Raw genomic sequence first — 23,007 nt, 5'->3', positions numbered from 1 at the left:
CTCCTTCAAAAAAGCTGCGAAATACGTTCTTCCTACCGTCGCAGTATGAATACCGGGCTGTATACCGCTGAAGACTCCGGCGGTCTGGAGGAGAGCGGGCCACATTCTCCGACCCTCGCCGGCGGCCGCACACGCTCACGCCGGGAGGCGGTCTACGGACGACTTCGCCACCAGGTGATGAGCGGTCACTTCCCTCCCTGGACCCGACTGGCCGAGGAACGCATGGCGCGTCGGCTGGGGGTGTCCAGGACCCCGGTGCGCGAGGCACTGACCCGGTTGGAGGTCGAGGGGCTGGTCGAGCGGCGTGACGGCAGCTTCGTGGTGACGGTGCCCAACCTGGCCGAGCTCCGCGATCTCTACGAGCTTCGGGTGGTGTTGGAACTGCGCGGGGTGGCTCGCGCCATCGAGGCCCCCGCGGTCACCCACGACCGGGCCGTCCTGGAGGCCGAACTCCGGCGCTGGTACGTGTTCCGCGACGCTCCACCCGCCCCCGACCCGCAGTTCGTGGTGCGTGACGAGGAGTTTCACCACGCGTTGTCGCGCGCGTCGGGCAACCCGGCCGTCACCGACGCGCTCGTGGGCGTCAACCAGAAGATCCGGCGGGTTCGCATGTACGACTTCCTCACCGCCGACCGGATCCAGACCACCATCGACGAACACATCCAGATCATGGAGTTCGTGCGCGACGGGGAGCTCGACCGGGGGTACCGGGCCCTGCACGCCCATGTCGGTGAATCGCTGGAGGTCGTCATGGAACGGGCGCGGGACGCCCTCACCCAGATGACCCTGAACGCCGGGACCGCCTGACTCTTTCTCCGGTCCTCGGACGCCTTGCGTGCCGCGACCGCCGCCTGCCATCGACGGACACCACGGCATAAAAGGAGTCCTCATGTTCGACACCCTTCTCATCGCCAATCGGGGCGAGATCGCCTGCAGGATCATCCGCACCGCCCGGGATCTGGGACTGCGCACGGTGGCGGTGTTCTCCGACGCCGACCGGGCCGCCGCACACGTGCGGATGGCCGACGAGGCAGTCCGGCTGGGACCTGAGCCCGCGGCGCAGAGCTATCTGGTCGTCGAGCGGATCCTGGCTGCGGCAGAGCAGACCCGCGCAGGAGCGATCCACCCCGGTTACGGTTTCCTTTCCGAGAACGCCGGCTTCGCAGCAGCCGCCCAGACAGCGGGGCTGGTGTTCGTCGGGCCCACACCCGAGCAGTTGACCATGTTCGGCGCCAAGCACACCGCCCGGGCCGCAGCGGAACGGGCGGGCGTCCCTCTGGTGGCGGGAAGCGGGCTGCTCGAGAGTCCCGAGGCTGCGTTGGCCGCCGCCGAGGAGATCGGCTACCCGGTGATCGTCAAGGCGACCGGGGGTGGTGGCGGAATCGGCATGCACGTGTGCGCAGGTCCTGACGAGCTTGCTTCGGTGCTGCCCCGTGCGGCCCGGGCCGCGGAGGCGAACTTCGGTTCCGAAGGTGTTTTCCTGGAACGGTTCGTCCAACGCGCGCGGCACGTCGAAGTGCAGGTGTTCGGGGACGGAGCCGGTCGGGTCGTGAGCCTGGGCGACCGGGACTGCTCCCTGCAACGACGCAACCAGAAGGTGGTCGAGGAGGCGCCGGCACCCAATCTTCCCGACGAAGTACGCGACCGCCTGCACACCGGTGCACGCGCGCTGTGTGCGTCAGTGGCCTACCGCTCAGCGGGGACGGTGGAGTTCGTCTACGACGCGGGGCACGGCACGGCGTCGTTCCTTGAGGTCAACGCGCGCCTACAGGTGGAACACCCGGTGACCGAGGCGGTGACCGGTGTGGATCTGGTGGAGTGGATGCTGCGGCAGGCGCGGGGGGAGACGGTGCTGGACGCGGTGGCCGACACCGGCCCCGCGCCACGCGGCCACGCGGTGGAGACTCGGGTCTACGCGGAAGATCCGGCCCACGACTATCGGCCCAGCGCCGGTCTGTTGACGCGGGTGGAGTTTCCCGACGACACACGGGTGGACACCTGGGTGGAGGCAGGGGATGAAGTGTCCACCGCCTACGACCCCCTGCTGGCCAAGGTCGTCACCACGGGGGAGGACCGCATGTCGGCACTGGCCGCAATGGCCGACGCACTGGAACGGACGCGGATCGACGGGGTCGCCACGAACCTCGGGCTGTTGCGCGCGGCATGCGTGGACGTCAACGTCAGGGCCGCCGAGCACACTACGTCTTCACTGGCCGACGTGGTGGTGCGGGAACCGCGGATCGATGTCCTGCGGCCGGGGACGCTGACGACCGTGCAGGACTGGCCGGGGCGGGTCGGGTACTGGGAGGTGGGCATCCCGCCGAGCGGGCCGATGGACGACGTCTCCTTCCGAGCCGGCAACACGGCACTGGGCAACCCCGAGGGGACGCCCGGTCTGGAGTGCACACTGGACGGTCCGGCGCTGGTGTTCTCGACGGCGACGACGGTGTGTGTGACGGGCGCGGCGGTGGAGGTCACTCTCGACGGAGAAGCAGTGCCTCAATGGGAGCCGATCGAGGTCGCGGCGGGTTCGGTGCTGGACGTGGGACAGGCACAGGGGCCGGGACTGCGTACCTATGTCCTGGTGCGCGGGGGCCTGGACGTGCCGCGCTACCTGGGCAGTGCGGCCACCTTCACCCAGGGGCGTTTCGGCGGGCACGGCGGCCGGGCGCTTGCGGTGGGCGACGTGCTGCGTCCGGGAGAACCGGATCCGCGGGCGCCGCTGCCCCTTCCGGTTCCTCCGGAGTCACGCCCCGCCATGAGCGAGGTGTGGCAGATCGCGGTCGCGGAGGGCCCGCAACCCGCACCGGAATTCCTGACCCGTGAGTCGTTGGAACGGTTCTATTCGACCACCTGGAAAGTGCACCACCACTCGGCGCGGACCGGGGTGCGCCTCAGCGGACCGAAGCCGCAGTGGGCGCGCAGCGATGGTGGCGAGGCCGGGCTGCACCCGTCGAATCTGCACGACAACGCCTACTCGGTGGGGGCGGTCAACTTCACCGGGGACACCCCCATTCTGCTCGGTCCGGACGGCCCGAGCCTGGGCGGTTTCGTCTGCCCGGTGACGGTGCTGAGCACCGAGCGGTGGAAGATCGGGCAGTTGCGGCCGGGCGACTCGATCGTGTTCGTTGCGGTGAGCGAGGCGGCATCGGACAAGTTGCGCGCGGGGCGAATCCCGGTGTCCGGAGGGTTCCTCTCCGGCACCGATGCCGACGACGGCGTCCTGGCGCACCGTTCGGCGGCCGAGGACGCGCCATCGGTGACCTATCGGCGTGGCGGCGACGACAACATACTCGTCGAGTACGGGCCGATGACGCTGGACCTGGGGCTGCGGATGCGGGTGCACGCCCTGATGCAGCGGCTTGCGGAACAGGGGTTGGGCGGACTGGTGGATGCGACCCCCGGCATCCGTTCGCTGCACCTGCACGTGGATCCGGACCTGCTCCCGGTCCGGACGCTGCTGGGTGTTCTCCAGGAGGCGGAACAGACGCTGCCCGCCACCTCTGACCTGGTGGTGCCCAGCCGTGAGGTGCATCTGCCGATGTCGTGGGACGACCCGACTGTGGAAGAGGCCATTGCGCGGTACACAGCGGGAGTACGCGACGACGCGCCGTGGAACCCCAGCAACATCGAGTTCATGCGCAGGATCAACGGCCTGGGCAGCGTGACGGAGGTACGCGACACGGTCTTTGCAGCCGAATACTTGGTGCTGGGGCTGGGCGACGTGTACCTGGGTGCTCCCGCAGCGACTCCTCTGGACCCGCGCCACCGTCTGGTGACCACCAAGTACAACCCGGCGCGTACCTGGACGGCGGAGGGGACGGTCGGCATCGGCGGGTCCTACCTGTGTATCTACGGTATGGACAGCCCCGGGGGCTACCAGCTGATCGGACGCACCGTCCCGATCTGGAGCGGGTTGCGCCAACGCGGGCCGTTCGAGCCGGGTGCGCCGTGGCTGCTGCGTTTCTTCGACCGGATCATCTGGCATCCGGTTTCAGCCGCGGAACTGTTGGACGTGCGGGCGGACTTCGCGGCCGGACGCAGTGATCTGGACATCCGCCCCGGCACGTTCACGCTGGCCGAACACGAACGTTTCCTGGCCGACAACGCCGACTCGATTGCGGCGTTCCGGGCCCGGCAGGCGAGGGCTTTCACCGGTGAGCGGGATGCCTGGGCGGCAGCGGGGGAATTCGACGACAGGCCCGAGCCAGAGATCGCGGTAGCGGCGCCGGTCGTCGCACCACCGGGGGGCAGCGTGGTGGCCGCACCGCTGGCCGCGGGGGTGTGGCGGGTGGACGTGCGTCCGGGGCAGCGGATCAGCGCGGGGGAGTCGCTGATGTCGCTTGAAGCAATGAAACTGGAGACCATGGTGACGGCGCCCTCCGACGGCGAGGTGGTCGAAGTGCTTGTCGCCCCCGGTCAACAGGTGAGTGCGGGGACCGCCCTGGTGGTTCTCGCCGGGCGGGAGGCCGCATGAGCACGGTCGGGACGACTGGAGAGCCGAAAGGGCCGGCCGGCTCCGCGGTGACGCGGGTGGCCGCGGCCTATGCGCGGATCGCCGAGGTGGACCGTCCTGAGGTGTGGATCAGTCTGCTGGGCGAGGAAACCGCGATTGCGGCTGCTCGGCGGGTGGACGAGCGGGTGGCTGCGGGCGAGGACCTTCCCTTGGCCGGCACGGTCTGCGCGGTGAAGGACAACATCGACGTCGTGGGCTTCCCGACGACTGCTGCGCATCCGGGATTCGCCTACGAACCGGAGCGTACGGCCACCGCGGCAGCGCGATTGTTGGCCGCGGGTGCGGTGGTGCTGGGAAAGACGAATCTGGACCAGTTCGCCACCGGACTGGTGGGGTCGCGCAGCCCTTACGGACGGGTTCGCGACGCGCACCGACCGGATCGGGTGTCGGGCGGATCGAGTTCGGGCTCGGGGGTGGCCACTGCACTGGGCATCGTGGACTTCGCGCTGGGCACCGACACCGCGGGGTCGGGGCGGGTTCCGGCCGCTTTCGGTGCGACGGTCGGGCTCAAACCCACCATCGGGTTGGTACCCGTCACCGGAGTGGTCCCCGCCTGTCGAAGTCTGGACTGTGTGACGGTGTTCGCCCCGAACGTGGCTACCGCCCGCCGGGTGGCCGGGGTGCTTACCGGGCCGGACGCCACGGACCCCCTCTCCCGGGACTGGCCGGTGGACGCACCGCTGGCGGCTCCCCCCGCACCCCGTGTCGGGGTACCGGAATCGAGCGAACTGGTGGGGCTGGCACCGGGGTGGGTAGCGGCGTTCGAGGCAGCGGCCAAACGGTTGGCGGAGACCGGCGTGGAACTGGTTCCGTTTCACGTGAAACCCTTTGTGGATGCTGGACAGTTGCTCTATGACGGCGCGTTCGTGGCGGAGCGGTACGCGGCGGTCGGAGCATTCGTCACCGACGAGGCATCGGCCGAAGGGCTTGACCCGTCCGTGGCGACAATCATCGGCGGGGCCGCGGGAATCGCGGCCCATCGACTGGTCAGCGATCAGGAACAGCTGGGCCGGCTTCGCGCAGCAGCACGAAAAGCGACCCACGGACTCGACGCGATCCTGCTACCGACTGTCGGCGAGCATCCGACGCTCGCGGAGGTGGAAGCCGATCCGATCGGGGCGAATGCCCGGTTGGGCCGATACACGAACTTCTGCAACTTGTTCGACATGGCGGCGATCGCCTTTCCTGCGGGGGAGACCGACGACGGTGCACGGTTCGGGGTGACGCTGGCGGCACCGGCGTTCGCCGACCACGTGATCGCCGACATCGCGGAACGGTTCACCATGGAGCAATCGGAACCGATTCGGCTCCCGGACTCGGCGGTACCCCTGGTGGTGGTGGGCGCCCACCTGTCGGGGCAACCGTTGAACGGCCAGCTGACCGCTCTGGGAGCCCGGCTGCTGGGGCAGGTGCGCACCGCCGCCGAGTACCGGCTCTTCGCTCTTCAGACGGAACCCGCCAAACCGGGGCTGGTTCGGGTCGGCGAGGGTGGCGCCGCGGTGGCCGCGGAACTGTGGGCCCTCCCGGGGGCGGGCCTGGCAACACTCTTGGCCGGCCTGCCCACTCCGATGGCGCTGGGTCGGGTACGACTGGCGGACGGCACGCACCACGTGGGGTTCCTGTGCGAACCGGTGGCGCTGGAGAACGCCCGCGACATCACCGCGTTCGGCGGATGGCGCGCATTCCGTACGGCCAACGGCTGAGCGACCGGGCAGACAAGTCGGCATATCCCCTGTCCGACACGTCACCGCGGTTTGTTGACAGCACCACGGGGGTGCCGCGCCGAGCCCCCATGGTGCTGAAAATTCTTCCGGTCGGAGCCGCAGAGGTGAACGCGGTCGTAAAACCGGCAGAGGGCCTGTGGCGGGCGAGGCGATCGAAGAGTCCCTGGTACAAGAGGGCTGGGGTGAAACCGCTTCCTTCTGGAGGGGAGGGGCGGGGCAGCCGCACCGCACTTCCCCGGCGGGAAGGACGACAGCCCCCGCGGCTGGCACCGGGAACCGGGGCCTCCGCCAGGCGAGCAGGACTCCTCTGTTCGGAGTTGGGTGAGCCGGACCGAGCAGACACGGGGAAGCCGGGGAGCGGTCGATCATGTGGGCCGCGAGTGGGGTCGAGGTCGTCCTCGAACTGACCGGCGGCCTCGACTCCTCCTCCCATTACGACCTGATCGCCTTGATGGTCCGGTTGACGAAGGGCGTGGGTCGAGGAAGCCATGTGTTGACAGGTCATCAGGTTGACTGATCGGTGCGATCCGGTGATGAAACGACCTGTTGACATCACGCCTGCCGGGGCAGGGCCTGCGGGCAGAACCCTCGGCCCGCGTTCTCCTTCGAGAAGGCGACCGTCAACGGGAGGCATCCGCGTCCGACAGCCGAACGAACGGCGGTCTGCAATCGCCGCGCCGACCAAGCGATCGTCTCGATAGACGAAAAGTTATATCGATCCATCGATCTGTACTCAAAAAAGCTATAGATCGCCATATAGCGATCGAACCACTTGCCGATTTGTCAACAAAGCGATCTAAAAATCGACCACGCGCCACAGCAGTGCTGCCAGGACACCACGGTGTGCCACTCGGTCCGGGCCCGCGCCGCCACAGATACGGGACAGCGGGGAACCCCTCCTATCCGCGCGGGCCGGGCTGCCCAAAGATGCGCCCCGGCCCGCGCGGCACGGCCGTTTCAGAGGAACAGCGGGTCACTAACCACGTGCCCCTTGGCCGATCCGGTCCGGCATACGGTTCTCACCGTCCTGGTAGCGGGCGCCCATCAGCTCACCGACGAGACGCTGCAACCCGCGCGCCGCGGACAGCCAGGTACCGCAGTGCTCACAGGTGTGCAGGTGCACGCGGACCGCGTGGGGCGAATGACCCGGTTCTTCTCCGTCGAGTTCGGCGGACAGCGCGGTGCGGCAGTCGAGACAACTCACTCCTCCATCATCGCCGATATCGGTACGGTTTCCGCGAACCGGGCCCCTGGCGCGTCCTGCTGTGAAACGCCCGACCCGGCCGGCATGCAGGTCATGAATCGCGAGGCGGCTTCCTGCGGCGAGAAAAATCGTGTGCCTCCCGCACGGGCCGAAATTGGCCTCCCTGCCCGGGAACTACGCGGGCGCCCGCACCGACTAGTTCCCCGAGAGCACGGCACACGAGGGAGGACCACGATGACCGAACCGGTGACGGACCCCCGTCGCTGGCCCAAGGGCCCCGGCCTGTTCACCGCCGGCGCCATGGCAGCCGGTGTACTGCTGAGCGGATGCACCCCCACCGACCAAGGGACCGAAGCCGGTGAGGCCCCCTACCTCGCGGTGCCGGGCTCACCGATGGCGGCACCGGAGTACGAATTCACCACCACCGAAGGCGCCCCTTGGTCGTTCACCGGGGCAACCGAGGACAGGATCACCCTGCTGTACTTCGGATACACCAGCTGTCCGGATGTGTGCCCCACGACGATGGCCGACATCTCCGACGCGCTCACCCGTATCGGCGGGAAGGCCGACCAGGTGGACGTGGTCATGGTCAGCACCGACCCCGAACGCGACACCGACGAGCAGCTGGGCACGTGGCTGCGCGGTTTCGACCCGGGGTTCGACGGGGTGCGGGGACCGGTCAACGATGTGGTGGCGGCAGCCCTCGCCTACGGTATCCCGGTCGAGGCCCCCGCCACAGAGGGCGGAGACTACCTGGTCACCCATGGCGGGCGCGTAGCTGTTCTGCGGCCCGGTGGTGACGCCGTCGGCTTCTTCGACGAGGGCACCAGTGGTGCGCAGATGAGCGGCACCCTGCCCCGACTGATCGACGAGTGGCTATGATGGCCCGCCCCGCCGTACATCCCGCCGCCGGATTCAGCCTCCCCCTTCCCACCGTTGCACCGACCATCGCCCTCGGCACGGCACTCGGCCTCGTGGTCCCCGTCCTCGCCGGGGCCGGGAGCTCCGCACCCGACGACGGCACCCCCTGTTCAGGAAACTGAGCCCGCTGATGGCGAAGAACGAACAGACGCCAGGGGGGACGTCTTCCCGGCGCGGATTCCTCACGGGGATGGGTGCCGCCGGACTGAGCGGCGTCGGCATCGGCATGGGCGCGGCGGAGATACTCCGTCCCCTGGTCCCCGAACGCACCGGAAGTCGCGACGCCGCACGACTGCACCCGGCCGACGCCCGGGGCGAGACCCACGCGTCCCTGCAGCCGGGTATCGCGGGTGCCGCACCCGCCTTCATCCACGTCATCGCCCTGGACCTGGTTCCTGGTCTCCGTGCGGGTGGCGGGCAGGCCAGGGCCGCCGCGGCCGGCATCCTGCGGGCCTGGACCGACATGGCCGCCCGGCTCCACGAGCAGGGGCCGAGCGGGCCGGTCGCAGCCGGCCTGCGCCCCAGTTCACTCATGGTCACCGTGGGGCTGGGCGCGTCCCTGCTGGACGTGATCGGTGCGGGTGGCCGGCGTCCGGCCGCCTTCGCCGACCTTCCGGCTTTCGGCACCGATGTGCTGCGCGCGGAGTGGTCCGACGGCGACCTGCTCCTCCAGGTGGGGGCGGAGGATCCGTTGGTCGTGGCGGCGGCCGTCAACGAACTGGTGGACGCGACGGCTTCGACGGCCAGAGTCCGCTGGTCGGTTCGCGGTTTCCAGCGCACCGCGGCGGCGGCCGAGGACCCGGCTGGGACACCGCGCAACCTGATGGGGCAGATCGACGGCACGGCCAATCCGCCACGCGACCACGCCCTGTTCGAGCGAACAGTGGTTGCGCGTTCGGATCAGACGCCCGGGCACGTCTGGATGTCGGGCGGAAGCTACCTGGTGGTGCGTCGTATCCGCATGTTGTTGGCGGAGTGGGCGGAGACCGACGTCGCCGGACGTGAACGCGTGATCGGCCGCAGGCTCTCCACCGGAGCACCTCTGGGCAAGGATCTTGTTACCGACACGGTTCCGCTGTCGGCTCGGGACGCTTCGGGGGAACCGGTCATCGCCGCGAACGCACATGTACGACTGTCGAGTCCGCAGAACAATCTCGGCGCTCGGATGTTCCGGCGCGGCTATAGCTACGACGAAGGATGGCGGCCCGACGGCTCCCGCGAGTCGGGGTTGCTGTTCCTCGCCTGGCAGAGTGATCCGGCGACCGGGTTCACCCCGGTCCAACGCACGCTGGACGAGAAAGGCGACGCTCTCAACCGGTTCGTCCGACACGAGGGGAGCGCACTGTTCGCGGTGCCCCCCGCCGCAGGGGAGGGCCGGTACCTGGCCCAAGAGCTCATCGAGGAATGAGCCGGGCGGCGCAGCCCGTTGACAACCGGTTGGCGACAAGGCTGCGTGTCGGGAAGTTGACACAACCGGGAGCGGCTGGCCGTTCAAGCACTGTGTGTCTGCCGCCTACGGTTGACCAGCGGTATGCACTGTTGACTCTGGCGGCCCCGCAGTCCGCCGGGCGACGTGTTGACATGTCGGGGAACCGACTCGTGCGAAGGACGACCCGATCGCGGATGGACCGCCCGTCGCGCAGAAACACCCTTCTGCGTCCCTACCGTGCGGCCGACCGTATCGAGGCAACCGGGGGCGACGAGCCATGCTGGCTTTCCTCGCGATCGCCGTGGGGGCCGCAGGGGCCGGTCAGGGGTTCGAGGCCGCGGGGGAGGCGCCCTCCGGAACTCCACGACAGCGCCGGGGAGCTGCGCTCCCTTCTCCTTCACCGGAGCGCCGAGCGCTTCGCGGAGTCTCTGGGCCCCTCGACCGGCTGCACACCGTATGCGTTGGGACCGGACACGAAAAAGGCCACCTCCCGAAAAGGGAAGTGGCCTTCGAACTGGGTGGGCGTACCAGGACTTGAACCTGGGGCCTCGTCCTTATCAGGGACGCGCTCTAACCGACTGAGCTATACGCCCTCGTTCGTGTGGAACTCTATCGCATCAGGGAGAGTGCGGCGAACCGACAAAACCCTGGTGGACAGTGCGAAGGACACCTGATCCAGGTCGCCCTCCGAGCATCGAGTTTACCCGTACTCAGGACGTCCTCGGTCCCCCGCGCCGACGGCGCGGGGGACCGAGGGGCCATCAGGTTACTCGGACTCGCTGAGGGTCACGTCGATCCCGCCCACGAGGTCGGCGGAGAGGTTGTAGAGCATCGCTCCGACGGTGGACAGTGCGGTGATCAAGATGATGTTCAGCGCGCCGACCAGGCCGGTGTAACCCAGCACCCGAGTGGGGGAGAACCAGCTCTCCGGGTTGAGGGGAAGCGCGTCCGCGTCGTCCGCCCCGCTGGTGAGTGCATTGATCAACTCGGTGACGGCGTCGAAGACACCGAGTGTGGACATGATCGTGTAGATGACCGCGATCGCCACGAACAGGATGATGAAGCAGACCAGGGAGATGACGAAGCTGAACTTCATCACCGACCACGGCTCGACCCGGCTCAGTGACAGGTGTGCCTTGCGAACCGACTTCGCAGGCTTCCCGGTGGGAGTCTGCGGGCCGGACGGCCGCTGCTGGGTCGATGGTTCCATGGTCCCTTCCTCCTGCGCGGCGGTGGAGGCGGCGTCCGAGTCCGGTGACGGCGACTCGGCCTCGTCGTCAGTGGTGAGAGCCGTGGAAGTGGGCTCTTCGGCCACGTCCTTGCTCTTCTCCTGCTCGACGACCTGTTCCTTCTCGGCTTCAGCCGACTCCAGTTCGGCGGACTGCCGTTGCGCGTTGTCAGACATAGCCACGGTACCGGTGGACTTTCCTGTTGCGGGTGGAATCCGGGAGAGCCGGGGGAGGAGAACCGAACTCCACAGGACGAATGTCGCTTATGACGAGAACCAACTCTATTGAGCTGGGCGGGTAGCAGCCAGCGCAGCGCGCGAGCGGGGAGGAACGGGCTCTTCTCGGAGCTGGCGACTGACTGCCCCTGCCGGTTTCACGTGAAACCTCACGAGAACCGGCAGGGGCTGAGACAGGCAGAACTTACTCGGCGTCGCCTTCGCTTGCGATTGCGGAGATACCTTCGGCATTGTCAGCCTGGGTCTCGGCGGCCGCAGCGACCTCCTCGACCTCTTCTTCCATGCCCTCCGCGTTACGAGCGATGGCGACCACATGGTTGCCCTTGCTGAGGTTCATCAACCGCACACCCATGGTGGCGCGGCCCGAACGCTTGATCTCGGCGCAGTTGGTCCGGATGACACCGCCACTGGAGGTGATGGCGAGAATCTCGTCTTCCTCCGGGTTGACCATCAACGCGCCCACGAGCTTGCCGCGCGCCTCGACGACCTTAGCGGTCAAAACACCCTTGCCGCCGCGCTTCTGCGCCGGGTACTGGTCAGCCGGCGTGCGCTTGGCATAGCCACCGTCGGTGGCGACGAAGACGTCGGTGGCGCCTTCGCCCTCACGGATGACGTCCATGCTGAGCAAGTAGTCACCCTCCAGGAACCGCATACCGATCACGCCGCTGGTCGCCCGCCCCATGGGGCGCAACGACTCGTCCGAGGCCGGGAACCGGATGGCTTGGGCGTCGCTGCTGATCAGCAGAAGGTCATCGGTGGAGAAGACCAGGCGAGCGGCGATGAGTTCGTCGTCCTCGCGCAGGTTGATGGCGATGATGCCGGCCGCGCGCGCGGAGTCGAAGTCCTCCAGCTTGGTCTTCTTGACCAGGCCGGACCGGGTGGCCAGGACCAGGTACGGAGCGGCCTCGTAGTCACGAAGCGCCATGACCTGGGCGATCTCCTCGTCGGGGAGGAAGGGCACCAGGTTGGCCACATGCTGCCCTCGGGCGTCACGGGCAAGTTCCGGCAGCTCGTACGCCTTCGTGCGATACACCCGGCCCTTGTTCGTGAAGAACAGGATCCAGTTGTGCGTGGTCGTCACGAAGAAGTGCTGGACGATGTCGTCCTGCTTGAGCTGCGCACCGCGCACTCCCTTGCCACCGCGCTTCTGTGCCCGGTAGCTGTCGATCCGGGTGCGCTTGGCATAGCCGCCACGGGTGATGGTGACGACGATGTCCTCTTCGGCGATGAAGTCCTCCATACGCATGTCACCCTCGAACGGGATGATGTGCGTACGGCGCTCGTCGCCGAACTTCTCGACGATCTCGGCGAGCTCCTCGTGCACGATGCTGAGCTGACGCTCCGGCGAGGAGAGGATGTCGTTGTAGTCCGAGATGAGTGCCATGAGCTCGTCGTACTCAGCGGTGAGCTGCTGGCGCTCCAGCGCTGCGAGCTTGCGCAGCTGCATGTCGAGGATCGCACGCGCCTGAACGTCGTCGATGACCAGCAGATCCATGAGGCCGCTCTTGGCCTGGTCCGCCGACGCACTGGCGCGGATGAGCGCGATCACCTCGTCGATACGATCGATCGCCTTGAGGAGCGCGCGCAGGATGTGGGCGCGCTCCTCGGCCTTGCGCAGCAGGTAGCGGGTGCGCCGGACGATGACCTCGACCTGGTGGGCGACCCAGGTGCGCACGAACTGGTCCAGGCGCAGCGTGCGCGGCACACCGTTGACCAGGGCCAGCATGTTGGCGCCGAACGTCTCCTGAAGCTGGGTGTGCTTGTAGAGGTTGTTCAGCACGACCTTGGCGACCGCGTCGCGCTTGAGCACGAGGACCAGCCTGATGCCGGTGCGACCACTGGTCTCGTCCCGGACGTCGGCGATGCCGGTGATCTTGCCGTCCTTGACCAGCTCGGCGATCTTCAGCGCTAGGTTGTCCGGGTTGACCTGGTAGGGGAGCTCAGTGACAACCAGGCACTGACGTCCCCGGGCGTCCTCCTCCACCTCGACGACCGCGCGCATAGTGATCGAGCCGCGCCCGGTACGGTACGCCTCCTCGATACCGCGGCGGCCGACGATAAGGCCGTTGGTGGGGAAGTCCGGGCCCTTGATCCGCTCGATGAGCGCCTCGAGGAGTTCCTCGTCGGACGCCTCGGGGTTCTCCAGGTACCAGATGACCCCGGCGGCGACCTCGCGCAGGTTGTGCGGCGGGATGTTGGTGGCCATACCAACCGCGATGCCGTTGGATCCGTTGACCAACAGGTTGGGGAACCTGGCGGGCAGCACGTCGGGCTCGGCGGTCTTGCCGTCGTAGTTGGGCGAGAAATCGACTGTCTCCTTGTCGATGTCCCGCACCATCTCCATCGCCAGGTTTTCGAGCTTGCACTCGGTGTAGCGCATGGCAGCGGCCGGGTCGTTGCCCGGAGAGCCGAAGTTGCCGTTGCCGTCGATCAGCGGCATCCGCAGGGACCAACGCTGCGCGAGGCGAACCAGCGCGTCGTAGATGGAGGCGTCGCCGTGCGGGTGGTACTGGCCCATGACGTCGCCGACGACACGGGCGCATTTGAAGTAGCCGCGGTCGGGGCGGTAGCCGCCGTCGTACATGGCGTAGAGGATGCGCCGGTGAACGGGCTTGAGCCCGTCCCGGGCGTCGGGCAGCGCACGGCCGACGATGACCGACATCGCGTAGTCGAGGTAGCTGCGCTGCATCTCGACCTGGATGTCAACCGGTTCTACCCGCCCGCCGAGGTGCGCGATTTCCTCAAGGGCGGGGCCCTCGGGAGTAGTGTTCCCATCCGTCACTGGATGTCGATCCTTTTCTCGTCAGTCGTTCGCGGCTGTCGCGGCGCCCGGGGTGGGGCGCGCGTCCCCCTTCTTCCGTTGGTGCTAGACGTCCAGGAAACGAACGTCGCGCGCGTTGCGCTGGATGAAGGAGCGGCGCGACTCGACGTCCTCGCCCATGAGGACGCTGAACATCTCGTCGGCCTGGGCCGCGTCGTCGAGGGTGACCTGGAGCAGCACCCGGCGGTCCGGGTCCATGGTGGTGTCCCACAGTTCGGCGGCGTTCATCTCGCCCAGACCCTTGAAGCGCTGCACGAAGTCACGGGGTCGCGGGTCACGCTTGCCCGCCGCGATACCGGCGTTGATGATCGCGTCACGCTCGCGGTCGGAGTAGACGTAGTCGGCGTCGCTGCCGCGCGTGTCCCACTTGATCTTGTACAGCGGAGGCTGGGCGAGGTAGACGTATCCGGCCTCGATCAACGGCTTCATGAAGCGGAACAGCAACGTCAGCAACAGGGTCCGGATGTGCTGCCCGTCCACGTCGGCGTCGGCCATCAGGATGATCTTGTGATAGCGGAGCTTCTCGACGTCGAAGTCCTCGTGCACGCCGGTGCCCAGTGCGGTGATGATCGCCTGGACCTCGTTGTTCTTGAGGATGCGGTCGATCCGCGACTTCTCGACGTTGAGGATCTTGCCCCGGATCGGGAGGATCGCCTGGTACTCGGGGTCGCGGCCACCCTTGGCCGAGCCGCCCGCCGAGTCGCCCTCGACGATGTAGACCTCGCACTTCTCCGGCTCGGCCGACTGGCAGTCGGACAGCTTGCCCGGCAGGGAGGTGGACTCCAGCAGCGTCTTCCGCCGGGTCAGGTCGCGCGCCTGGCGAGCGGCGACCCGGGCGCGCGCGGCCTGGCTCGCCTTGGTGATGATGTCCTTGGCCTCGCCGGGATTGCGGTCGAACCAGTCGCGCAGGTGCTCGTTGCACACCCGCTGCACGAAGGACTTGGCCTCGGTGTTGCCGAGCTTGGTCTTGGTCTGCCCCTCGAACTGGGGATCGGCGAGCTTGACCGAGATGATCGCGGTCAGGCCCTCTCGGACGTCATCACCGGTGAGGTTGTCGTCCTTCTCCCGCAGCAGCTTCTGGTCGCGGGCGTAGCGGTTGACGATCGAGGTCAGCGCCGCCCGGAAGCCCTCTTCGTGGGTGCCGCCCTCAGCCGTGTTGATGGTGTTGGCGAAGGTGTGCACCGAAGAGGTGTAGGACTGGTTCCACTGCATCGCGACCTCGACCGCGATGCCGGTGCCCTCCTCCTCGAACCCGACGACCGTGCTGTGCACGGGCTCCTTGGTGGCGTTGAGGTGGCGGACGAAGTCGGAGAGGCCGCCCTCGTAGTGGTAGGTGTGGACGACAGGGGAGTCGTTGACGTACTCGGGCCGCTCGTCGCTGATGGTGATGGACAACCCCTTGTTGAGGAAGGCCATCTCCTGGAGCCGCCGCGTGAGCGTCTCGAAGTTGTAGGTGGTTGTTTCAAAGATGGAATCGTCGGCCCAGAAGGTGATCTGGGTACCGGTCTTGTCGGTGGGCTCGCCCCGCACCAGCTCCGTGGGTCTGGTCATCTCGTAGGTCTGGGTCCACAGGTACCCGTCGCGCCGGATCTCCACGTCCATTCGCGTGGAGAGCGCGTTGACCACCGAGGCGCCGACGCCGTGCAGGCCGCCGGAGACCGCGTAGGACTCGCCGTCGAACTTTCCACCCGCGTGCAGCGTGGTGAGGATCAGTTCGACTGCCGGACGGTTCTCGACCGGGTGCATGTTGACCGGGATACCGCGCCCGTTGTCGGCCACCCGAACGCCGCCGTCGGCCAGCATGGTCACTTCGATCGCAGTGGCATGGCCGGCCAGGGCCTCGTCCACGGAGTTGTTGACGATCTCGTAGACCAGGTGGTGCAGACCCCGTTCACCGGTGGAGCCGATGTACATCCCGGGGCGTTTGCGTACTGCTTCAAGGCCCTCAAGAATCGTGATTGATCGCGCGTCGTAGGCCAAGTGGAAACACCCTCCTCTGGGGACGCCATCCAGCCGCGAGACAACCGGCGAGCAGGCGCGGGCCCAGGACAAACGCGCCATAGCGCCTCCGCCCAAAGCACTGCTGCTACCCCGTTTTCCGGTAGGCCGCTCTTGGTGCGGGCTTTGCCGGTGGAGGCGTCCGAAGAACCATATTCATGATACCGCGCGCGAGACGGGAAAGTGGCATTCGCGGCGCTGTGGCGGCCTACAACGAACGAACAGATGGGGAGGTGAGGCTCCCCACGCGCCCCACCCTGGAAGCAACGCCGCGCGCCATTCAGTGCTCGCGGCGCAGAATCAACGCGACAGGATCATCCAGACCGCACCCGACTCTGCGTGCAATACGCGCGAAACGGTCACCGAACCCGCCACTGACCTCGGGTGTTGCGGCCGCTGCTGGGCCCGCGGACCTTGATGGAGCGCACGCTGCCGTGCCCGAGCTCCTCGTTGAGTCTGCGCATCAGCTGCGGGGTGAGTGCGCGAACCTGGGTCGCCCAGGCCGCGGAGTCCGCCGTGACGACGAGTTCACCCTCGGCGTAGGTCTCGGGGCGCACGTGTTGGGCGAGCCGCTCTCCGACGATCTGCGACCACCGGCCGAAGACGCCGCCGATGGCGACCTGCTCCTGCCAGCCGTGCTCGATCAACCAGGAACGCACCGCCTCCCCGAAGAGTTGGGGTTCACCACGGGCCCCCGGCGAACGCCGTCGTACCCGTCGTGGAGCGGCAGCGGTGGACCCGCCGCGCTCCTTCGCCTCGGCCCGCGCCTTTGCCAGTGCCTGGCGAGCCAGTTCGACACCGCTGGGACCGTTCGCGGGGGGATCCTCGCCCCCTCCGTCCACAGGCTGTGGACGGGGAGTGTCACTGCTCACGTTCGACCATCCCTGCGCGGACCAGGAAACGGGCGCCCATCAACTCTTCCGGAATGTCGTCGGGAACAGCAGCGCTGACCAGCACCTGCTCAGCCGTGCGAACATGCTCTGCGAGCTTGCGGCGACGCTCTGCGTCAAGCTCGGCGAACACGTCGTCGAGAATGAGTACCGGATCGTCCCCGTCCGCGCGCAGGAGCTCGAACCCCGACAGTCGCAACGACAAGGCATAGGACCATGCCTCCCCCTGGCTGGCGTAGCCCTTGGCCGGAAGATCGTCCAGCCGGAGCTGGAGATCGTCGCGATGCGGGCCGACGAGGCTGACCCCACGCTGGAGTTCCTGCTGCCGGGACTGTTCAAGGGCCCCGCGCAGGACGTCCGCGAGTTGACCCCTGCCGGCCGGCAGGGGAGCGTCATCTGCGACGGCGGAACTCCGGTAGTGCAGGCTCGGCGGACCTCCCGCGGAAGTGAGCTCGCCGTATGCCTTGGCCACCAGCGGCTGGAGCTCGGCCACCAACGCCAGGCGGGCGGCCAGTAGTTCGGCACCGGCGGTCGCCAGATGCTCGTTCCATACCTCAAGGGTGGACAGGTCGGGTTCGGTCCGCTGTTTGAAGTAACGGGCGGAGGCCGACTTGAGCAGCGCGTTGCGTTGTTTGAGCACCCGTTCGTAGTCGGAGCGCACCCCTGCGAAACGGGGGGTGCGTGCGATCAGCAGGTCGTCCAGGAAACGGCGCCGTTCGCCTGGGTCGCCCTTGACCAGCGCGAGGTCCTCAGGTGCGAACAAGACCGTGCGCAGGATGCCGAGGACGTCGCGAGGACGGGTCCCCGCTGAACGGTTCAGCCGGGCCCGGTTGGCCTTGCCGGGGTTGATCTCCAGTTCGATGACGGCGCGACGCTCGCCCTTGACGACGGCAACGCGCACGATGGCCCGCTCAGCCCCTTTGCGCACCAGCGGGGCGTCGGTGGCGACGCGGTGACTGCCGTGTGTGGCCACGTACCCGATCGCCTCGACCAGGTTGGTCTTGCCCTGGCCGTTGGAGCCGACAAAGGTACTGATCCCTGGTTCGAGCTCCAGATGAGCCGACTCATAGGACCGGTAGTCGGCCAGTTGCAGGTGGGATACGTACATCTGGCTGCTCCTATACGCGGACCGGACCCGGGCGCAGGCGCCTCGGGTCCGGGGGGTGCGAATCAGCTGTGCCGTCCACGTGGTCAACGTGGCGGACGGCGTGATGCGGGTCTAGCTCCGCGGGGTCTGCGCGGGGTCGTCGGTGGCCTTGGTGACCGCGTGTCCGCCGAACTGGTTACGCAGCGCGGCGACTACCTTCATCGCCGGGCTGTCCTCCTGACGGGAGGCGAACCGGGCGAAGAGCGCCGCGGTGATGACCGGGGCGGGGACGGCATGGTCCACTGCCGCCTGGACGGTCCAGCGGCCTTCCCCTGAGTCCTGGGCGTAACCGCGGAGTCCGTCCAGGTGCGGGTCCTCGTCCAGGGAACGGACCAGCAGGTCCAGGAGCCAGGAGCGCACGACGGTGCCCTCACGCCAGCTGTCGAAGGTTCCGGGGACGTCGTTGACGATGTCGGCGGCCGTCATGAGCTCGTAGCCTTCGGCGAAGGCCTGCATCATCCCGTACTCGATGCCGTTGTGGACCATTTTGACGAAATGGCCGGCGCCGACCCCTCCAGCATGCACGTAGCCGCCGCCACCGTCGGGAGTCAAGGAGTCGAAGATGGGTTTTGCCTGCTCGACGTTCTCCGCGGAACCGCCGACCATGATTCCGTAGCCGTTTTGACGGCCCCAGACACCGCCGCTCACCCCGGCGTCCACGTAATTGATGCCGCGTTCCTTGAGCTGGTCGGCACGCTTGCGGTCGTCCACGTAGTGGGAGTTGCCGCCCTCGATGATGAGGTCGCCCGGCTCCAGGAGCTCACCGAGCTCGTTGATGCTGTTGCCGGTGGCCTCGCCGGCGGGGACCATCAGCCACACGATACGAGGCGCCGCGAGGCGGTCCACGAGTTCGGCGACCGTGGCCACGTCGCGGACATCGGGGTCGAAGTCGAAACCGACGACTTCGTGCCCCTTCTCGCGGAGCCGGGCGGCCATGTTGCCGCCCATCTTGCCGAGGCCGATGAGCCCGATCTGCATGCTCGTAATCCCCTTATTCGTCGCCAAGGATGTCAGGCCGTGGATATGTGGACGAGCCGGCGGGCCCGCCGATGCGGCTGGGGCAGGTCAGCTCGACAGCCGAACGGGCATGATCAGGTAACGGTAGTCCGAGGCACCGTCCTCGGCGGCTGGCTTGCCCGTAATGATCGCGGGTTTGGTCGAGGTGGTGAACTGCAACCGCGCGATGTCGGACTCGATGGCGTTGAGGCCGTTGACCAGGAAGGTCGAGTTGAAGGCGATCTGGACTTCGTCGCCCTCCAGCGAGGCGTCCAGCACCTCGACGGCCTGGGCCTCGTCACCGGTCCCGGCCTCCAGCACCAGACGCCCCTCGCTGAAGGCCAGGCGCAACGGGGTGTTGCGCTCGGCGACCAGGGAAACGCGCTTGACCGCCTCGATGAACTCCGATTTCTGCACCTCGGCGACCGAGTTGAAGGTCTCGGGGAGCAGTGCGCGGTACTTGGGGAAGTCGCCGTCGAGCAGCCGGGTGGTGGTGCGGCGGCCGCCGCCCTCGAACCCGATCATGCCTTCGCCCTTGCCCGTGGCCGACAGCGCGATGGAGACCTGGGCACCACCGGTCAGCGACTTGGCGGTGTCGGCGAGCGTCTTTGCGGGCACGAGGGCGACCGCGGACAGTTCGGGGTTCTCCGGGGTCCAGGTGAGCTCGCGCACGGCAAGGCGATAGCGGTCGGTGGAGGCGAGGGTCACGGTCTCGCCCTCGATCTCGATCCGCACGCCGGTGAGCATGGGCAGGGTGTCGTCGCGCCCGGCCGCAACCGCGACCTGGCTGACCGCTGCCGCGAAGGCGTCGCTGAGCACGGAACCGGTCAGCTGCGGCATCTCCGGGAGGGTGGGGTAGTCCTCGACCGGCAGGGTCAGGAGGGTGAACTTCGCGCTTCCACAGGACACCACGACCTTGGCGCCTTCGGTGCTGATCTCCACAGTCTGTGGAGGAAGGTTGCGCACGATCTCGGCGAGGAGACGACCGGAGACGAGGGTCTTGCCCGGCTCGTCAACATCGCTCTCCACCGAGACCTGCGCGGAGACCTCGTAGTCGAAGCTGGACAGCTTCAGCCGCTGCTGCCCCTCGTGCTCACCGGCGTCCAGCAGCATCCCCGCCAGAACGGGGACCGACGGCCGGACCGGCAGCGTGCGAGCGGTCCAGGCGACGGCGTCCGCGAGCACGTCGCGTTCGACCCGGAACTTCACTATCGGTCTCTCTTTCCTCGAAAAGCCCTGGCCCCGGCCCTGGACACGGTGGTCCCGGATATTTCCCGGAACGGCTGTGTGCCACGCACCGTCGAGAGCTGCGCGCGCTCGGCGTCCGGGAGTCTTCTTCAGGGGGTGGGACCCAACGGTACCTGGATTCGGAGCGCTCCGCTGCCCCCGGGATGTGATTGCGACAAAGGGTGCCACAGGATGGCGTCCACCAGACCTGCGAAGCGGCATGCCCCTGAGCACCTCGCTGCCAAGTCTGTTCCAGGCGCCTTCGAAGGCGGAACCTCTGTCCGGCAAAGTTGTCCACAGAAAATGGGCGAGCCTGTTTTCGAAGCCATCAACTCTCTATAGGTGGCGTAGTAGTAGTAGGGGCTGTGGATAATGTGGATAACCACTGTTTTCGCAGCTCACCCCGCGAATTTTCATCCACAGGACTTGTGGATGGCGGGTGGGGAAAACTCGGCGTCCTGTGGACGCCCAGAGGTGCTCCACAGGTAATCCACACCCCATCCACAGGTTATCCACCGCTTTACCCACAGTTCCGATGATCGGATGATGGGCTGTCCAACTCTGTTACGCACAGGAAGTCCACAGCCCGTCCACAGGAATCAGCAGGTTGTCCCCAGGGTTGTCCACGGGTTATCCACAGGGATGTGTGTGGTAAAGCCCCGAAAGGAAAATCCGGCACGGGCCGGCTCCTCCCTGGAGACGAGCGAAGGGCCTTCCCCCGGGGGAAGGCCCTTCGCTCGTCGTCAGATGTTGTGCGACTGCTGTTTGATCCGGTTGGTGAGCTCGGTGACCTGGTTGTAGATCGACCGTCGTTCAGCCATCAGCGACCGGATCTTGCGGTCGGCATGCATGACCGTGGTGTGGTCACGTCCTCCGAACTGCTGACCGATCTTGGGAAGGGAGAGTTCGGTCAGCTCCCGGCACAGGTACATCGCGATCTGGCGCGCGGTGACCAGGACCCGTGATCGCGAGGTTCCGCACAGGTCGTCGGCGGTCAGGCCGAAATAGGACGCGGTCTGGGCCATGATCGCCGAGGCGGTGATCTCCGGCAGTTCGTCGCTGGGGATCAAGTCCCGCAGCACGATGCCGGTCAGGTGCAGGTCCACCGACTGCCGGTTCAGACTGGCGAATGCGGTGACCCTGATCAGGGCCCCCTCCAACTCCCGGATGTTGGTGGAGATCTTGCTGGCGATGAACTCCAGAACCTCGGGCGGCGCGGCCAACCCTTCCTGAGCGGCCTTCTTGCGCAGAATGGCGATCCGCGTCTCCAGCTCGGGCGGCTGGACGTCGGTGATCAGACCCCATTCGAAGCGGTTGCGCAGCCGGTCCTCCAGCGTGACCAGCTGTTTGGGCGGTCGGTCCGAGGAGATCACGATCTGTTTGTTGGAGTTGTGCAGGGTATTGAAGGTGTGGAAGAACTCCTCCTGCGTCTGCTCCTTGTTCTCCAGGAACTGGATGTCGTCCACCAGGAGCACGTCGATGTCGCGGTAGCGGCGCCGGAACCCGTCGGCCTTGCCGTCCCGGATCGAGTTGATGAACTCGTTCGTGAACTCCTCGGAGCTGACGTAGCGCACCCGGGCGCCGTCGTAGAGCCGCTGGGTGTAGTGGCCGATCGCGTGCAGAAGGTGCGTCTTGCCCAGACCGGAGCCCCCATAGATGAACAGGGGGTTGTACGCCTTGGCCGGGGCTTCGGCGACGGCCACCGCGGCAGCGTGGGCGAAACGGTTGCTCGAACCGATGACAAAGGTGTCGAAGGTGTACTTCGGGTTCAGCCGTCCGGGGCCTACGGGCTTGGGGGACTGGTCGCCGTCCGCCTGTTCCGGCCCGCCGGGCGGTGCCTGCCCGGCCTTCTCGCCCTGCTCGGGAGGACCGGGCTGTTCGGTGGGACGTGGCGCTCCCCCGGTCTGGGGAGTATCCCAGGAAGCGGTCTCCCATCGGTTGGGGGAATCCCAACGGGGAGAGTCGTCCCAGCTCCGATAGCGGGACTCCGGTCCGGGATCGGCCCCGCGGCTCGGAGAAGAGGGAGCGAAGCGCCCCCGGCTCTGGGGCTCCGCGTTCCAGCCGTCGGCGAGCAGGTCCTGCCCGTGAGGGGGGCGGGGAGAAGGGTTCACGTACTCCCGGTCGCGTTGCTGGTACCCCTGGCCGGACTGCTCCTGGGGCGGTTCCATCGCGGGGGAGGAGGTCTGGCCGGGGGACGGGGCGTCGGGCAGCAGCATCGGTTGCTGCTGCCAGGCCCCGGCCTGCGCAGTGTCGTGGCCGAACCCCCGAAAAGGCTGCTCGGCAGGGGAATCCCACTCCGGCTGTTGCTCCTCGCGGGGACGACCGGCCTGATCGGAGGCTGCGGAGTTGTAGGTCGAGGGCGTCGGGGGCAGCGGCAGTGCACCGGGGGGAGGCGGGGGTTGGACCGCTGTCGGGTTGACGGTGACGGCAACCCGGATCTCCCTGCCCAGCTGCGCGGAGAGCGCCTGACTGATGGCCTGGCGGAGTCGGGTCTCCAGAATCTCTTTGGCGAATTCGTTGGGGGCAGCCAGCAGTGCGGTGTCCTCGATCAGACCCAGCGGCCTGGTCTGCGGCAGCCATGCCCGCTGCTGGGGAGGCAGGCTGTTGTTGTCGAGGCTGTCCAGCACGCTCGACCACACCACTGCGAGGTTGACCTGTCCCTCAGACAC

The 23,007-nt window shown here is 67.5% G+C and carries 15 protein-coding genes and 1 tRNA gene; 6 read left to right on the top strand and 10 right to left on the bottom strand.

All coding sequences use genetic code 11. From position 1 onward, the window contains the following. The first annotated feature begins 45 nt into the window (after window positions 1-45). From AC0VYP_RS00080 to AC0VYP_RS00065, 4 genes are all read left to right on the top strand, one after another. A complete protein-coding gene (locus AC0VYP_RS00080; protein WP_285757961.1) occupies window positions 46-807 on the top strand; it encodes a GntR family transcriptional regulator in 762 nt (253 codons plus the stop codon). Window positions 808-889: 82 nt separating this feature from the next. Continuing rightward, window positions 890-4,477: an urea carboxylase gene (gene uca / locus AC0VYP_RS00075; RefSeq protein WP_475472003.1), complete on the top strand. Its 3,588-nt coding sequence runs from the start codon at window positions 890-892 to the stop codon at window positions 4,475-4,477. Further along, a complete protein-coding gene (gene atzF / locus AC0VYP_RS00070; protein ID WP_475472002.1) occupies window positions 4,474-6,219 on the top strand; it encodes an allophanate hydrolase in 1,746 nt (581 codons plus the stop codon). Before uca ends, atzF begins: the two co-directional genes overlap by 4 nt. 388 nt (window positions 6,220-6,607) lie before the next feature. Beyond that, window positions 6,608-6,757 carry a hypothetical protein gene (locus AC0VYP_RS00065; RefSeq protein WP_475472001.1) on the top strand — a complete coding sequence of 50 codons (150 nt, stop codon included), beginning with the start codon at window positions 6,608-6,610 and terminating at the stop codon, window positions 6,755-6,757. Between the two features lie 459 nt (window positions 6,758-7,216). Here AC0VYP_RS00065 and AC0VYP_RS00060 read toward each other — a convergent pair whose 3' ends face one another. After that, window positions 7,217-7,444, bottom strand: a complete 228-nt coding sequence (locus AC0VYP_RS00060; RefSeq protein WP_285757965.1) for a zf-HC2 domain-containing protein — start codon at window positions 7,442-7,444, stop codon at window positions 7,217-7,219. Window positions 7,445-7,678: 234 nt separating this feature from the next. Between AC0VYP_RS00060 and AC0VYP_RS00055 the strand changes: the two genes are divergently transcribed. Further along, on the top strand, window positions 7,679-8,326 hold the full coding sequence (locus tag AC0VYP_RS00055) for an SCO family protein (RefSeq protein ID WP_475472000.1): 648 nt from the start codon (window positions 7,679-7,681) through the stop codon (window positions 8,324-8,326). A gap of 169 nt (window positions 8,327-8,495) precedes the next feature. Beyond that, the gene (locus AC0VYP_RS00050; protein WP_475471999.1) at window positions 8,496-9,773 is read left to right on the top strand and encodes a Dyp-type peroxidase; all 1,278 of its coding nucleotides are present in this window, start codon (window positions 8,496-8,498) and stop codon (window positions 9,771-9,773) included. Window positions 9,774-10,313: 540 nt separating this feature from the next. Here AC0VYP_RS00050 and AC0VYP_RS00045 read toward each other — a convergent pair. From AC0VYP_RS00045 to dnaA, 9 genes are all read right to left on the bottom strand, one after another. After that, a tRNA-Ile gene (locus AC0VYP_RS00045) sits at window positions 10,314-10,387 on the bottom strand. A gap of 173 nt (window positions 10,388-10,560) precedes the next feature. Next, on the bottom strand, window positions 10,561-11,199 hold the full coding sequence (locus AC0VYP_RS00040; RefSeq protein ID WP_285757968.1) for a DUF3566 domain-containing protein: 639 nt from the start codon (window positions 11,197-11,199) through the stop codon (window positions 10,561-10,563). A gap of 244 nt (window positions 11,200-11,443) precedes the next feature. Next, on the bottom strand, window positions 11,444-14,041 hold the full coding sequence (gene gyrA, locus AC0VYP_RS00035) for a DNA gyrase subunit A (RefSeq protein ID WP_475471998.1): 2,598 nt from the start codon (window positions 14,039-14,041) through the stop codon (window positions 11,444-11,446). Between the two features lie 84 nt (window positions 14,042-14,125). Beyond that, a complete protein-coding gene (gene gyrB, locus AC0VYP_RS00030; RefSeq protein WP_475471997.1) occupies window positions 14,126-16,060 on the bottom strand; it encodes a DNA topoisomerase (ATP-hydrolyzing) subunit B in 1,935 nt (644 codons plus the stop codon). A gap of 377 nt (window positions 16,061-16,437) precedes the next feature. Continuing rightward, window positions 16,438-16,950, bottom strand: coding sequence for a DciA family protein (locus AC0VYP_RS00025; RefSeq protein WP_475471996.1), 513 nt, complete (start codon window positions 16,948-16,950; stop codon window positions 16,438-16,440). After that, entirely contained in the window at window positions 16,940-18,076 is a 1,137-nt protein-coding gene (gene recF, locus AC0VYP_RS00020; RefSeq protein WP_285757970.1) for a DNA replication/repair protein RecF, read from the bottom strand. Before recF ends, AC0VYP_RS00025 begins: the two co-directional genes overlap by 11 nt. Before the next feature lie 111 nt (window positions 18,077-18,187). Next, entirely contained in the window at window positions 18,188-19,102 is a 915-nt protein-coding gene (gnd, locus tag AC0VYP_RS00015; RefSeq protein ID WP_475474363.1) for a phosphogluconate dehydrogenase (NAD(+)-dependent, decarboxylating), read from the bottom strand. Between the two features lie 78 nt (window positions 19,103-19,180). After that, the gene (gene dnaN / locus AC0VYP_RS00010) at window positions 19,181-20,320 is read right to left on the bottom strand and encodes a DNA polymerase III subunit beta (protein WP_475471995.1); all 1,140 of its coding nucleotides are present in this window, start codon (window positions 20,318-20,320) and stop codon (window positions 19,181-19,183) included. Window positions 20,321-21,081: 761 nt separating this feature from the next. Further along, window positions 21,082-23,007, bottom strand: coding sequence for a chromosomal replication initiator protein DnaA (gene dnaA / locus AC0VYP_RS00005; protein ID WP_475471994.1), 1,926 nt, complete (start codon window positions 23,005-23,007; stop codon window positions 21,082-21,084).

The sequence above is a fragment of the Nocardiopsis sp. iso_186 genome (genome assembly GCF_056173365.1).
This window is presented reverse-complemented; position numbering and strand designations above follow the sequence as displayed.